Annotated in this window: 15 protein-coding genes; 14 read left to right on the forward strand and 1 reads right to left on the reverse strand. The window is 65.7% G+C overall.

From position 1 onward, the window contains the following. Nucleotides 1-2: 2 nt before the first annotated feature. From GD627_RS02825 to GD627_RS02845, 5 genes are all read left to right on the forward strand, one after another. On the forward strand, nucleotides 3-1,178 hold the full coding sequence (locus tag GD627_RS02825; protein WP_146360513.1) for a M20 metallopeptidase family protein: 1,176 nt from the start codon (nucleotides 3-5) through the stop codon (nucleotides 1,176-1,178). Nucleotides 1,179-1,215: 37 nt separating this feature from the next. Then, nucleotides 1,216-1,692, forward strand: coding sequence for a DoxX family protein (locus GD627_RS02830; protein ID WP_210250442.1), 477 nt, complete (start codon nucleotides 1,216-1,218; stop codon nucleotides 1,690-1,692). A gap of 260 nt (nucleotides 1,693-1,952) precedes the next feature. Next, nucleotides 1,953-2,933, forward strand: coding sequence for a sugar ABC transporter substrate-binding protein (locus GD627_RS02835; RefSeq protein WP_152271266.1), 981 nt, complete (start codon nucleotides 1,953-1,955; stop codon nucleotides 2,931-2,933). A 1-nt stretch (nucleotide 2,934) separates the two neighbouring features. Then, complete coding sequence (locus GD627_RS02840) at nucleotides 2,935-3,981, forward strand: ABC transporter permease (RefSeq protein ID WP_152271267.1); 1,047 nt, start codon at nucleotides 2,935-2,937, stop codon at nucleotides 3,979-3,981. Continuing rightward, a complete protein-coding gene (locus tag GD627_RS02845) occupies nucleotides 3,978-4,754 on the forward strand; it encodes an ATP-binding cassette domain-containing protein (RefSeq protein WP_152271268.1) in 777 nt (258 codons plus the stop codon). Before GD627_RS02840 ends, GD627_RS02845 begins: the two co-directional genes overlap by 4 nt. A 120-nt stretch (nucleotides 4,755-4,874) precedes the next feature. Here the strand turns inward: GD627_RS02845 and GD627_RS02850 are convergent, their stop codons facing one another. Then, on the reverse strand, nucleotides 4,875-6,206 hold the full coding sequence (locus GD627_RS02850; RefSeq protein WP_194265935.1) for an acyl-CoA dehydrogenase family protein: 1,332 nt from the start codon (nucleotides 6,204-6,206) through the stop codon (nucleotides 4,875-4,877). 151 nt (nucleotides 6,207-6,357) lie between these two features. Here GD627_RS02850 and GD627_RS02855 point away from each other — a divergent pair, with 151 nt between their 5' ends. The 9 genes from GD627_RS02855 (at nucleotide 6,358) to GD627_RS02895 (ending at nucleotide 13,752) form a co-directional block, all read left to right on the forward strand. Continuing rightward, nucleotides 6,358-7,056: a TetR/AcrR family transcriptional regulator gene (locus GD627_RS02855; RefSeq protein ID WP_152271270.1), complete on the forward strand. Its 699-nt coding sequence runs from the start codon at nucleotides 6,358-6,360 to the stop codon at nucleotides 7,054-7,056. A gap of 25 nt (nucleotides 7,057-7,081) precedes the next feature. Next, entirely contained in the window at nucleotides 7,082-7,678 is a 597-nt protein-coding gene (locus GD627_RS02860) for a TetR/AcrR family transcriptional regulator (protein WP_194265936.1), read from the forward strand. A gap of 249 nt (nucleotides 7,679-7,927) precedes the next feature. Beyond that, on the forward strand, nucleotides 7,928-8,449 hold the full coding sequence (locus tag GD627_RS02865; protein WP_152271272.1) for a nuclear transport factor 2 family protein: 522 nt from the start codon (nucleotides 7,928-7,930) through the stop codon (nucleotides 8,447-8,449). Between the two features lie 3 nt (nucleotides 8,450-8,452). Beyond that, on the forward strand, nucleotides 8,453-9,064 hold the full coding sequence (locus GD627_RS02870; RefSeq protein ID WP_152271273.1) for an NADPH-dependent FMN reductase: 612 nt from the start codon (nucleotides 8,453-8,455) through the stop codon (nucleotides 9,062-9,064). Between the two features lie 35 nt (nucleotides 9,065-9,099). Then, nucleotides 9,100-10,458, forward strand: a complete 1,359-nt coding sequence (locus GD627_RS02875; protein WP_210250443.1) for an acyl-CoA dehydrogenase family protein — start codon at nucleotides 9,100-9,102, stop codon at nucleotides 10,456-10,458. A gap of 79 nt (nucleotides 10,459-10,537) precedes the next feature. Then, nucleotides 10,538-11,725: an acyl-CoA dehydrogenase family protein gene (locus GD627_RS02880; protein WP_152271274.1), complete on the forward strand. Its 1,188-nt coding sequence runs from the start codon at nucleotides 10,538-10,540 to the stop codon at nucleotides 11,723-11,725. Nucleotides 11,726-11,765: 40 nt separating this feature from the next. Next, nucleotides 11,766-12,422: a nuclear transport factor 2 family protein gene (locus GD627_RS02885; protein WP_194265937.1), complete on the forward strand. Its 657-nt coding sequence runs from the start codon at nucleotides 11,766-11,768 to the stop codon at nucleotides 12,420-12,422. A 64-nt stretch (nucleotides 12,423-12,486) separates the two neighbouring features. Continuing rightward, complete coding sequence (locus GD627_RS02890; RefSeq protein WP_210250444.1) at nucleotides 12,487-12,987, forward strand: flavin reductase family protein; 501 nt, start codon at nucleotides 12,487-12,489, stop codon at nucleotides 12,985-12,987. A 75-nt stretch (nucleotides 12,988-13,062) separates the two neighbouring features. Then, nucleotides 13,063-13,752, forward strand: coding sequence for a VOC family protein (locus GD627_RS02895; RefSeq protein WP_152271276.1), 690 nt, complete (start codon nucleotides 13,063-13,065; stop codon nucleotides 13,750-13,752). Nucleotides 13,753-13,755: the final 3 nt, after the last annotated feature.

The raw sequence follows: 13,755 nt of genomic DNA on the forward strand, positions 1-13,755 counted from the left end.
GCATGTTTGTACAGGAAGCACAGGCGATCCTGCCTGAACTGGTGGCCCTGCGGCGCGAGCTGCACCGGGACCCGGAGACCGGAATCAACCTGCCCCGGACGCAGGAAAAGGTTCTCGCTGCCCTGGCGGGGCTGGACCTGGAAATCATCCTGGGCATCAAGACCACGTCCGTGGTCGCCGTGCTGCGCGGAGCCGAACCCGGACCCACGGTCCTTTTGCGCGGCGACATGGACGCCCTGCCGGTGAGCGAACTGACCGATCTGGACTATGCCTCCACCAACGGTGCCATGCACGCCTGCGGACACGACCTGCACGTTGCCGGCCTCGTGGGCGCCGCCCGCCTGCTCTGCGCCCAGCAGCAGGACCTCTCCGGCAACGTGATCTTCATGTTCCAGCCGGGGGAGGAGGGCCACGACGGGGCAAGCCTGATGCTGGACGAGGGCGTGCTCGACGCCGCCGGGGAACGTCCCGTTGCCGCCTACGGCATCCATGTGCGTCCCGGGCCGCTGGGGGTCTTCAGGACCAAGCCCGGTACCTTGATGGCGGGGGCGAACGAACTGCGCATCACCGTGAAGGGTTCCGGCGGCCACAGTTCACAGCCGCAGACGGCCATAGATCCGGTGCCCGCGCTGACCGAAATCGCCACCGCGCTGCAGATTATGGCCACCCGCCGGTTCTCCGCCTTCGATCCGATTGTGCTCACGGTGACGCAGCTTTCGGCCGGGGAAGCGATCAACGTCATTCCGGATACCGCCAGCCTCGGCGCCTCGGTGCGCACCCTGTCGGAGGAATCCCTGGACCGGGTGATTGTGGAGTCCAAGGCGCTCGCCGAGGGCATTGCCGCCGCGCACGGGTGCAGCGCGGAGGTGGATTTCACCATCAGGTACCCGGTCACGTGCAACGACGCGGACCGGACGCGGGAGGCCGTCACCGGGCTGCGCGAGATCTTCGGCGAGGACCGGGTGCTGGAATCCCGGGATCCGCTGATGGGATCGGAGGACTTCTCGCTGGTGCTCAACGAAGTTCCCGGGACCTTCATCTTCCTGGGCGCGACGCCGCCGTCGCTCAACCCGGTCACTGCGGCGTGGAACCATTCCCCGCGGGTGGTTTTCGATGACTCGGTGCTGGGGGACCAGGCTGCCGCCCTGGCCCAACTGGCCTACAACCGGCTGACCTAGGGGTCTTCCTGCCGGGCGGGGGTGCTAGCGTCGGGGCATGTCCGCTTTGTCGAAGGTCCTTGCCCTTGCCGCCCGTCCGGCACCGCCGACGTCGAAACCCCGCCGCATCGGTGCGATTGTGCTCGGGTCATTTCTGGCGTTCGCCGGCACCTCGCACCTGAGCTTCGCCCGGCAGGAGTTCCAGGCGCAGGTGCCGGAGTGGGTGCCGCTGAATGAGGATGCGGTGGTGCTGCTGTCCGGCGTGGTGGAGATCAGCCTGGGTGCGGCGCTGATCCTGCTGCCGAAACGCCGCGTCCCCGTGGGACTGGCTGCCGCGGCGTTCTTCATCGCGATCTTCCCGGGCAACATTTCCCAGTACGTCACGCACACGGACGCGTTCGGCCTGAGCTCCGACCGGGCCAGGCTGGCCCGGCTGTTCTTCCAGCCGCCGCTGGTGCTGTGGGCGCTGTGGTCCACCGGTGCGTGGAAGGCGCTGCGGGCGGAGCTCTCAAGCGCCGGCCGCACCCGGCGCTGAGCCCACCCGTCGCTGGGGGCCTCCGGTGCTGGGGAATGGTCGAAGAACAGGTAGCAGAGGCGGGCCGCGTTCCATCGCTTCAGGAATGAAGGAAGTGGGCGCGCCTGAGCGCCCGGGCCGCACGGCACATTCACCTCCGGACCACGTCCTGAGAGGGTATTGCAGATTGGGCTACTGGTCGGTACAGTGCAGAAACCGATAACGTCCGGTCGGGTGTCTATCGTCAGCAATGCTGCCATCTCAGTGCACAAGGAGTTTCAATGAAGAACACTCGCGCCCTCACCATCGCAGGGACTGCTCTCGCGGTCGGCCTGTTGACCCTGTCAGGATGTTCCGCATCCGAGGAAGCAGTTGCCGATCCCGCCGGTTCCGGCGGTTCCGCCGGTACGGAGTCGAAGGGAGAGATTGCCTTCTTCACGCCGTCCTCCCAGATCGACGTCGTCGCGGCACTGGCCGACGGCGTGGTCGAGTACTTCGAGGGTGAGGGGTACACCGTCTCCATCCAGGACGCGAACTTCGACGCGGTGAAGCAGGCCCAGCAGATCCAGCAGGCCATCGACACGCACAGCATCGTGGGCGCGTGGATCATGCCCGTGGCGCCTGAAACCGCCGCTCAGAGCCTTGCGGCACTGCAGGCGGCGAAGATCCCCGCAGTCGTGGAGGGTCCACCCATGTCGGTCAATCTGGAGGGTCCTCAGCCGGGGATCGCATTCGACGAGCCGGACTTCTTGAAGTACGGGACCATGATCGGTGACACTGCAGCGAAATGCGCCGTTGACGGTGAAGGACGCGAGGCGCTGTTCCTGATGCCGCCTGATGCCGCGGGCGGCACGGAGCAGGTCATCGGTGCCATCGAGGATTCCTTTGCAGCCGGAGCCCCGGATGTCCCCATCGCCGCGACCGGCGAGGCCGCGGACATTGCGAGTGCACAGACCACCGTCTCGCAGCTGCTCATCGCCAACCCTGATGCGAACGTCATTATTGCCGCAAGCGATGAGACCGCGCTCGGCGCGGCGGGTGCCTTCAAGGCAGCCAACAAGACTCCGGCCTGCATCGTGGCCGGCGGCGGCGGAGACGCGGCCGTGGCCGCACTCGAGGCCGGAGACATTACCTCTGTGGTCAGCTGGGACTACTCCAGTGCCGTTGGCGAGGCCGGAGCAGACCTTATCCGCCTGATCTCCGACCCCACCTCCCTGGGCGGGATCATCGAGACTCCGGTGAAGGCTACGGGCGGTAACTAATATGGCGCTGATTACCCGGGCTGAAACGGTGGGTCAGATCTCACCGAACAACGCCCTGCCGTGGAAGATCCGCGGGCTGCTCCTGATCCGTGACCAGGGCCTGCTGGCCCTCTTCATCGCGATCATCGCCGTCTTCGCCTTCTGGGGGGCTCCGTACTTCCTTACCCTCCCCACTGCCATCTCGGTATTGAACGCGGCAGCAATCGCGAGCATCTTCGCCGCGGGTGTTGCTGTGGGAATCATGACGGGAGTGCTGGACCTCTCGGTGCCCGGCACAGCCGCCCTGGCGGGGGTCGTCACCGGACGCCTCCTTCAGGAGGGGTTGCCGGCGGGACTGGCGATCATGTGCGGCTTGCTGATGGGGCTCCTGGTGGGTGTCGTCAACGCCGTCGTCGTACTCCGGGGGTTCAACCCCCTCATCGTCACCATCGCCATGCTTAGTGTGCTCAGCGGAGCGTCGCTCCTGATCGCCGGCAGCTACAACATCTCAGGGCTCACCCAGCTGGTGTTCATGGGGACACGGACGTACTTCGGCATTCCCGCACCGGTGTACATAGCGGTGGTCCTCTTCATCATTCTCACGGTGTTCCTCAAGTTCACCCGCGGGGGAACGCGGCTGCTGGCCGTCGGCGGCAGCGCCGAGGCCGCCCGCCGCGTCGGCATCGCGGTGAACTGGTACCGCATCCTTGGCTTCGCGATCTCCGGTCTGTGCGCAGCCCTCGGGGGAATCGTGACCGCGGCCTACATCACGACCGCTGTCCCGAGCGCCAGCGTGGGCACCGTCTTCACCGCGATGACGGCTGTTGCCCTTGCCGGGGTGCCGTTCGTCGGCGGGCGGGGGAGTCTCCCCCGAGTCGGGCTCGGCGTGATCGTGGTATCGACGATCTCTGCCGGACTGCTGCTGGCGAAGGTGCCGGCGGACTGGTCGTCGGTGGTGACGGGTGTGCTGCTGGTCGGCGGTCTCGGCCTGAACATGTGGACGACAAACACAACGTCAAAGCTCCTTCTCGCCAGCGGCGACGACGGCGCGAAAAGAGGGACACGATGAGCGACGCCGCACTGGAACTGAAGGACATCTCTGTCCACTACGGATATGCCCGCGCTCTGGAGCGGGTGTCCCTGGCCGTCAGTCCAGGCGAGGTGGTTGCGCTGCTCGGCGACAACGGTGCCGGCAAATCGACGCTGCTGAAGGTCATGTCGGGCGCGCACAGCCCCAGTTCGGGGCAGATCCTCGTGCACGGGCGTCCGGTGGATTTCAAGTCGCCGAGGGATGCTTCCGGCGCCGGTGTCCAGATGGTGTATCAGGATCTCGCCCTGGTGGAGGCGATGGATATTGCCGGGAACCTCACCCTGGGGCGGGAGCAGATCATGCGCGGGCCTCTCGGGTGGTTCGGTTTTCTCGACCACAAGGCGATGCGGCGTGAATCGGAGCGCGAACTCGACGAGTTGGGCATCCGGACGGCGCCGGTGACCCGCCCCGTGGAGATGCTGTCCGGCGGGCAGCGCCAGGTAATCGCCATCGCCCGGGCCAGCGCGCGGTTGCCTGAGCAGGGCATCCTGCTCATGGATGAGCCGACGGCTGCCCTCGGTCATGAGCAGACCGAACTCGTCGAGGAGCTCATCAAGGCACTCGCTGCACGCGGCACCTCGATCGTCGTCGTCACCCATAACCTTCCCCTCGCCTTTGCCGTGTCCGACCGCACCATCGTCCTCAACCGGGGACGCAAGGTGGCCGACACCGCAACGGGGTCAGTGGACAAGGAAAGCGTCATCGGGTGGATCACGGGAGCCTCCGTCCAGGAGGGCGTCCTCGAGTCCTGAGCTGCACACAGGGGGAAGGCCGGGCGGGACTTGCCCCTTCCCTCCACAGCAGCCCCGAAAAAACGATCCCGGGTGGAACCAAAATTCCACCCGGGATCGTTTTAGCGTCTGCCGTGCCGGCTACTTCTGTGCACCCTTGTCCTGCAGCCCACCGGCGAACATCTTGAACGGCGGCTGTCCGAGGAGTCGGCGGCCGCTGATCTCCGCCAGCGATTCGAGACGCATTGCGCCGTGGGAAAGTATGACGGCTGCGTCGCGCGAGTAACGCTGGAGGGGGTTGGACAGTGACATGCCCGACGACCCCAGGATGCGCAGGAGGAGGTCGATCGCGTCTTTCGCAAGCTGACCGGCGAAGGCCAGATCGGTGCATCCCTGCGCTTCCTCGTCGCCGGTGTAATCTTCGCCGAGAACCGCGAGATGGTCGATCTCGTCCGCATACTGGAGCACCGTCGCGCCCGCAACGCCGAGAAGCGCCTTGGCCTTGCCGGCTGCAACCTGGCTCGAGGCCATTTCGGCAATCGTGTCATAGGGCGGGCTGAACGGCTTCCGTTTCTGCGCGAGCTCCTGGAACACTTCCAGGGCACCCTCGGCCATGCCGACCAGTGCCGCCATGTTCAACACCGTGGCGGTCATCATGGATGCCCGGGTCTTCGCCTGGTAGGCAAGACCCGCGAACCGGTCCGCCGCAGTGTCCAGGTACATCGGAAGCTCTGCCATATCAATAAAGCGATGATCGGGCACGAACATCGGCTTGGTGGTGGTGATGGAATTTGAGTCGGATGCCATCATGCCGGCCACATGCCAGTCATCAAGCGGTTCGACGTCGGCCGGATCCATCATGAGCAGGGCATGGCCGCTGCGGTCTCCGTCGGTCCAGGCGGCACCGCCGAAAAGCCAGGCGGCGTCGTGGTTTCCCGATACATAGGTCCACTTCCCCTCGACCTTCCAGCCCCCTTCCGCTCTGACCGCCTTGCCTGTCACGGCGGCGAACGTTGAGCCCCCGGCGGACAGCGGGCCGACATGGCCCTGCTGTCGGCTGTAGAGCTCATCCACCAGGGGCTTGGGGAAGGCGCTGACCATGCGGAGGCTGGTGCCGACGAAGAAGGTCCAACTTGCCGCGGCGTCGCCCTGTCCAAGGGCCCGCGCAATCTCAGCGATATCGCGGGCGCCCAGGGCGGAGCCGCCGTACTCGATGGGCGCGCAGGCGCGGTAGAGGCCAAGCTCGGTGAAGGCCTCGACAATCTCCGGGCTGAGCCGGCCACGGCGTTCGGCCTCGGGTGCGAGCTCCCGAATGCGGTGCTGGAGGGCACGCGCCCCGGTTGCGAGCCGCTTCCCCTCCGCGCTGAGGTACCTGGCGGCCGGGGCATCCAGAGAGCTGGACCGCTCAGGGGGAGGCCCCGGGGGGAGGCCCGGGCTCAGTTCGTCAGGTGGCTGGGGAAGGGTGTCAGTCATATCATCTCCATCTCTACGGCTGGCCTGTACTGTACGGATCAGTTCGCTTATTGTCCATGCTTTCCGTACTGCTCCGTCCAGCACATAGGATGGCGATGAGCGGCGATTCGCAACTGCGGGTCGCGTCAGAGCGCAAACAGAGGAGTGCCGAATGCCACGGGCAAAACGAAGCGGCGGACGCAGCAAGCGCGACGCAGTGCTCGATGCTGCTGTTGAACTGCTGTTGCTCAACGGGTATGACGGCACGTCCATGGATGCGGTGGCGGCCCGGGCCGGAGTGTCCAAGACAACGGTCTACGCGCACTTCTCGGACAAGCTCGAGCTGTTTAAGGCTGTCCTGCAGCATGGAAGCATGGAGCTCGGAGAACGGTTGCGCGAGCTTCGGCAGCGCGACGCTTCGGTGGAGGGATCCGCTGAGGACCGGCTGGTCGGCGCACTGGTTGCAGCAACCAAGGCCGGCACGGGCGTGCAGGCCATAGCGTACTTCCGCGTGATGATCGCTGAGCACAACCGGCGGCGCGAGATCCAGGCTGCCTTCAACACCATCCCGATGCCCGATGTCTCGGACATCATCAGCATCATCGCCCAGCTGCTGGTTGACTATGGCTCCGAGCACGGCTTTGACGTTGATCGGCCGGAGGCGCATGCCTCAATGCTCCTGCGGATGACGGTGTCCGGCATCGAGTTCGATGCACTGATCTCAGACTTCGATGTCTCCGACGAGCTGCTGGAAGCCCATGTCGAGTACATTGTGCGTGTCTTCCTGCGCGGACTGCGGCCGATCGCGGGGGAGCGGGACCTGGTGCTCAAGCCCGGTTACGACTATCCGTGGGGCCCGGCGCTGGGCTAGGCATGACTGGAGAGAGGTTGTGACGGTGAGTGATCCAACGGAACGGCCCCGGCACAGCCGGCTCTCGCCGCACCGTGAGGCAGAGATCCTTGCCGAGACCCTTGGCCTGCTCGAGGAAGTCGGTTATGAAGGTCTGGCCATGCCCGCCGTGGCGAAACGCGCCAAATGCAGCACGGCGACGATCTATCGTCAGTGGCAGGGCAAGCCGGGCCTGGTGATGGCTGCCCTCAGGTCGCACTCCCAGCTGGGGGAGCCTGTCGATGTGGATACCGGCACCCTGCGCGGCGACCTGCTTGCCGTCATGGAGCAGATCGCCCACGTGGCGGAATCCGAGATGACGCTTCTCGCGGCCCTCGCCCACGCGTCGATGCGCGATGAAGCACTCGCGGAGACGATGCGTGAGCAGCTCTCCGCTCCTGCCGGTTCCCCGTTGGACCGGGTTATCGACCGCGCCGTCGAGCGCCGGGAAATCTCCGTTGATGCGACCGTTCGGCGGTACTGCCATCATGTGTTCCTGTCGATGCCGCTCGCCAAACACCTGGCGGAGGGGACGTTTCCTGACCGCGAGTATTTGACCGGCTTCGTCGACACGATTCTGATTCCGGCGCTCTCGCACCGCTGACACCTCACGCTCCTCCCCCCCCCGGATCGTGGGTGACCGGGGGCTAACAGTCATGCCCAAAAACCGTGCCGGAACGCACCAGCCTCCACGGCCATCTCCTGCCGCAGGAACGGATTGCGACAGTGTCGGGGGTTGCGCTCCCTGCGGCGTGGCAGTAGCGTGACCCTCGAGTTGATCGAAACGATGACGTTTCGATTCGCCGCCGCCCCGTAGCGCGGCGCGCCGACAGTCGCAGAGAGGATCCACAGCATGGCTGGATTTACCATCACCAATGGCATCGCAGAGATCAGTGATCCCGCGATCTATCAGAACTGGCTCGACAACGAGGAGTTCAAGGCGGCAGTCGCGGCAGATTCCTCGCCGGAGCGCACCGCGGTCAAGCGCCTGCTCGTCGACTTCGAAGCAGATCTGGCCCGCATCGTCCGTGATGACAAGGTGCAGGAACAGGTCGCCGAGGTGATGACCCGATATGCCGCCGAAGACTATGTCCAGCACGACCCGAACGCGGCCGGCAACGGACTCGGGAACCTCATCGAGCACTTCCGGCACGTCCCGGCCGTCGGGATCGTTCCGCCGCCGGTGGTGAGTGTCATTCTCGACGGCGAGGTCGCCTGCCTCATGATGCGCGAGGTCGTGCCGGATCCCGTTGTTCCGGGAGGGACGTACGAATGGAACATCCTCACTGTGTTCCGCGTGCACAACGGCAAACTGGCGGAGCACTGGAGCACTTTCCGCAAGGCGGTCCCCGGCCGGAATCCGCTGGGGGACTGACCGATGCCCAAACTGCAGATCATTGTCGGCAGCACTCGCCCCGGCCGCCTCGCCGGACCCATAGCAAAGTGGGCCTTCGAGCGAGCGGCGGCGGATGGGAGATTCGAGGTAGAGCTCGTCGACATCGCGGAGTATGAACTGCCCGTCCTCGACGAACGCCACCACCCTGTCCTGGGACGCTACGAGCATGAGCACACGCAGCGGTGGGCCGCGAAAATCAGGGAAGCGGACGCGTTCATCTTCGTTTCACCGGAGTACAACTACGGGCCGTCGGTCGCCCTGCTGAATGCTTTCGACTACCTCGGGCGCGAGTGGATGTATGCTCCCGTCGCCTTCGTCAGCTACGGCGGCATCGCGGGAGGTCTCCGTGCAGTGCAAGTCATGAAACAGATCGTCACGACTGTTCGCATGATGCCGCTGCCGGACGGCGTTGTGCTGCCGCTTGTTATGCAGAACTTTGAGGCCGGCGACTTCGTGCCGCCGCCTTCCGCCCAGGGTGCCGTCACACCGATGCTGACGGAACTGCTGCGGTGGACGCATGCGCTGGCGCCGCTCCGTGCCGAAGGCCCGCCGCCCCCGACGCTGCCGTCGGGTCCGCCCGCACCCCGCCCCTGATCACGGAAGCCTCAAAGAAGAGATTGGATCCCTCGATGAAGACACCACTCACCATGCCGGCGGCGTATGTTCCCGGCGGGAACCCGCCCCCGCCGGACGGGCTTCCGGCCGCCAGGGCGAAGTTCCCCGAATCGCCGTATCTGAGTGATGCCGGCCGCCGGATGTGCCACGAGATTGTCCGGCTCCTTCCGCTGCTGCGCGAACAGGCCGCTGAGGGGGAATCGCTCGGCGCACTCACCCCTGCCACCCTGGAGGCGGTGGACCGCGTCGGCGCCTTCAAAATAGCGATCCCCACCGAGCTGGGCGGCTACGCACTCGGGGCCCGCGATACTGCGGAGATCGTGAGGACACTCGGCCGGGGCGATGCGGCAGCCGCCTGGCTGGTCATCGTCTCGAGCGCGACCCGGAACATCCTCGGCTTCGACACGAAAGTCCGCGACGAGGTATTTGCGGGAATCGACGAATGGGTCGGTCCGCTCGTGTTCGGTGCAACCGTCTTCGCTCCGAAAGTCGGCGACGGCCGCAAGGTCGACGGCGGTTATCAGGTGAAGGGCAAGTGGTCATTTGGCAGCGGCAGCAAGCACGCTGCCTGGGGCTCGGTCGGATTCGAGTATGACGACCCGGCAAGCGGCGAGCGGCGGCGTGCAATGGGGGTCCTGTCCAGGGACCAGTACACGATCGTGGACGACTGGCACGTCATGGGGCTTCAGGCGACCAACTCGAACAGTGTCCGGGCGGACGAGGAGGTCTTCGTCCCCGACTACCGCGTTGTCCACACGGCTGACCTTCCACGTCTGAGCGATGCCCTTCGCGGAGCGTATTCGGGGTTGGGCTTCAAACACGGCGCGTTCGGGATGATGATCGGCAGCAGCGGCGCGTTCGCCGCGCTGGCCATCGGGATTGCAGAGGGGGCGCTTGATTCGTTCCTGGCGCAGGCCGCAAAGCGTCCGCCGTTCAATCTGCCCTACCCGACTATGTCGGAGATGGCATCAATCCAGGTTGTCGCCGGCAAAGCGCGTGCGGTCATCAACGCGGCGGACGCGGTCCTCGCCCGGCACATGGACGAAGCCGACCGGCGGGCGCTCGCGGGAGAAGACTACCTCCCGTCCGAAGAACCCGAAATCACCATGGATCTGGTCCACCTGATCCACCAGTGCCTTCACATGGTGGACGGACTCCTCCTCGCCCTCGGCTCGTCTGCGGTTGCGCTCTCGAACCCGCTGCAGCGTGCGGTGCGGGAGATTCATGTCCTGGCCACGCACGGTGCCTTCCGGATCGATCCGATGGCCGAGATCAACGGGCGGGACCTGTTCGGGCTCCCGCCGTTCCCAATGATGGCGGCCCTCAGCTCTCCGGCGGCCCCGCCTCAAGGGACGCCCCCGCCGCGGCCGTAGCCCTCTCCTCCTGAAGCACCCCTCACCTCTTCTCACCTCACCTTCGCCATATCCCGCCACCAAGAAAAGGTTCCCCGTCATGTCCCCTCTGCTCACCGCCCCACTCCCTTCCGAACTCCTGTCGAATGCCGAAGCACTGGTTCCCCTGCTGCGGGAGCGCGCGGCCGAGACCGAGGAGCTTCGCCACCTCCCGGCCGCAACGATTTCCGACTTCGAGAAGGCCGGCCTGTTCAGCGCGATGCTCCCGGCCACACTGGGCGGCTCCCAGATTGACCTCGTGGAGTTCGTCGACATCGTCCGCACCCTGTCCCGGGGCGACGCCTCGGCCGGGTGGGTCGGTGCGTTCCTCATGTCCCACAATCTCCTGCTCGCCCGTTACGGGGCGGAGGCGCAGGCCGACTTCTTCCAGGGCGGTAAGTACGCGCTGGCAGCGGCGGCGGCCACCCCTCCCGGAACAGCGGTGGAGACTGAGGGCGGTTACCTGATCAGCGGTCGCTGGCGCTTCGCCTCCGCCGTGATGCACGCGCAATGGGTGATGGTCAGCGTGGTCACTCCTGCGGGACCGCTCTCGGTGGCAGTACCCATCGAGGACGTGACGATCATCGACACCTGGCAGGTCCCCGGCATGAAGGGCACCGGCAGCAACGATGTCATGGCGCAGGACCTCTTCGTTCCCGAGCACAGGACGATCGAGTTTGGCCTGTTCTCCGCCGACTCGGAGCGGGCCGCTGCCCTGCACCCCGGCTACCCGCTCGCGGCGTACCCCGTCAACCGCATCCTGCCCGTCATCCAGGCCGCCGTTGCGCTCGGCACCGCGGACGCGGCCCTGGAGCTGTTCCGCACCAACGCGGGCAAGCGTGTCCGCATGCAGACGGGGCAGCGAATCGTGGATGACCCGCTGGTGCGATCGGCCTACGCCCACGCCTGGGACCTGCTGCACGTCGCAGAGCTGCAGATGAGGGACGCACTCGACATGACGGCCGCCATCTACGGACCTGAACACTCGCGGGAGGCCAGCCTGGAGAACCGCGCCGTGATCAATCTGGGCCTCACCGGCGCAGGGACCAAGGCCTTCGCTGCCGTGGACCTTGTGGTGCGCTCGTCGGGGGCCTCCATTTTCCGCACGGGGGACCCGCTGGAACGCATCTGCAGGGATGTGCAGGTCATTCGCAATCACGCATCGGCCGACTTCATGACCATGAGTGCCGTTGCCGGCGGTGTCCTCCTCGGACAGGGGCTCGGCGATTTTGTGGAACCCCTGTTCTGATCCATATCGCCACTCCATCCCTCCGTCACGAAAGGGCATGATGTCCGAACCTGCAGAGATCGCTCACCGTCTGGAACGCCTCGAAGCCGTTCACGAAATCGAAAACCTCATGGGGCGTTATGCGTTCTACCACTCGGCTTATCGGGACGACCTGATTCCACCGCTGTTCGCGGACCGGGAGGATCTGGTCGTGGAGATGCCGTTCGGTACGTTCACCGGACCGGACGCCGCCCGCAGGGCGTGGGCACCACCACCCGCGAAGGCTCCTGCGCGCGATCTGGCCGGCGAGTACGCCGAGCACCTGCTCACGACGCCGGTGGTGGAAGTCGCCCGCGACGGGCGCACTGCCCGGGCGGCGTGGATCTCACCCGGCGCCGAGGCACATCACCTCGGGTGGATTGAAGGCAACCCGCTGCGCGGGCTCTGGTACTGGGGGCGTTACTCGGCGGACTTCATCCGTGAAGGCGATGCCTGGAAACTCTGGCATTTCAGGCTCTCGGCCACCTTCATTACGGACTACAGTGCCAGTTTCACCGATACAGCCGCGCAGCTGAGCCCTCCGCCGCTGCCGCCGGTCGGCGTCGACGGGCCGGATGCCCCGCCACGCGGGCAGGTACCCTACTCGCCGGTCTGGGACCCCCGTGAACTCGCGCTCGCCCCGGAGCCGTACAGCACCTTTCCCGGCACACCGCAATAAACCCATTGCACTTATCTGCACTACACCGTACAGTACGACTATGAATCTCAATGAGGAGGTACCGGTGGATACACAGACAGAAGTTTCCGTAGATCCGCAGGCATTCCGCGCAGCTATGGGAGCCGTCGCCACGCCCGTCTCCATCGTGACGACCACTCTCGGTGTCCCGCACGGGACAACCGTCAGTGCGTTCGCATCCCTGTCGCTCGATCCGCCGATGGTCCTCGTGTCGCTTCAGCACGACTCGGACCTGCTCGAGCTGATCGCACGGTCAGGGCGGTTTGGTCTCAACGTCCTGGCCTTCGACCAGGCGGGGATCGCCTCGACCTTCGCCAGGCGTGGGCTGGACCGTTTCGCCGGTGTGAACTGGGTGATGGATCAGGGATTGCCGCGCATTGACGGCATCGCCTCATGGGCGGCGTGCCAGGTCGTGGACCTGGTGCGGGCGGGCGATCACACGATCGTGACGGGCCTTGTCGGCGCTGCGGACAGCTTCGACGTTGCCGGCCTCGTTTACCAGCACCGCCGGTTCGGTCACTTCACCCCGGTGGAGCCGGCGGCCTAAGGGCCCTCCTTACAACCGAGCCGTAAGTACAGCAATGAATCGGCTGCAGCGCAGCCGCCGAGTAAAGGAACAATGATGTCCCAGTCCATCTATGCCACCACGCCGAAACCGCGGCCCATCCGCGCACCAAAGCTCCACCACGCGACCTTCATGACCATGGAAATCGACCCCATGGTGAAATTCTACGAAGCTGTCTGCGGCCTGCAGCCGATCTTCTACTCGGAGAACGCCGCATGGATGGTCAACGATGAGGCGAACCACCGCATTGCACTTCTCCGGATCCCCGGAACGGTCCCGCCGGTGGACAAACCCCACTCGGCCGGAATCCACCACACGGCGTTCGAATACCCCGACTTCGACTCGTGGCTGGACAACTACGTCCGCCTGCGGGACCAGGACATTCTGCCCGCCTTCAACATGGACCACGGCATGACGATGTCCATGTACTACACCGACCCGGACGGGAACGGCATCGAGATCCAGGTGGACAACTTCCATGACTGGGGCAAATCGAGCGAGTGGATGTGGGCCTCGCGCGAGTTCGCGGAGGACCAGCTCGGACCGCAGTTCGACCCGGACAAGCTGGTTGCCGCCCGCGAGGCGGGGATGGACCACGACGAAATCCACCGCCGCGCGTATGCCGGCGAGTTCCGTCCCGCCGTCGAGGTTCCCAACCCGTCCTTCCCTGACCGCTGGGCCGAGAAGATCGCGGCGAATCCCGAGCTGCTGCGCGGAGTTCCCTTCCCGCTCGCTGCGGAGGCCTGACAC

Origin of the sequence: Arthrobacter yangruifuii (assembly GCF_009192775.1) — a bacterium.
GTDB classification, from domain to species: domain Bacteria; phylum Actinomycetota; class Actinomycetes; order Actinomycetales; family Micrococcaceae; genus Arthrobacter_B; species Arthrobacter_B yangruifuii.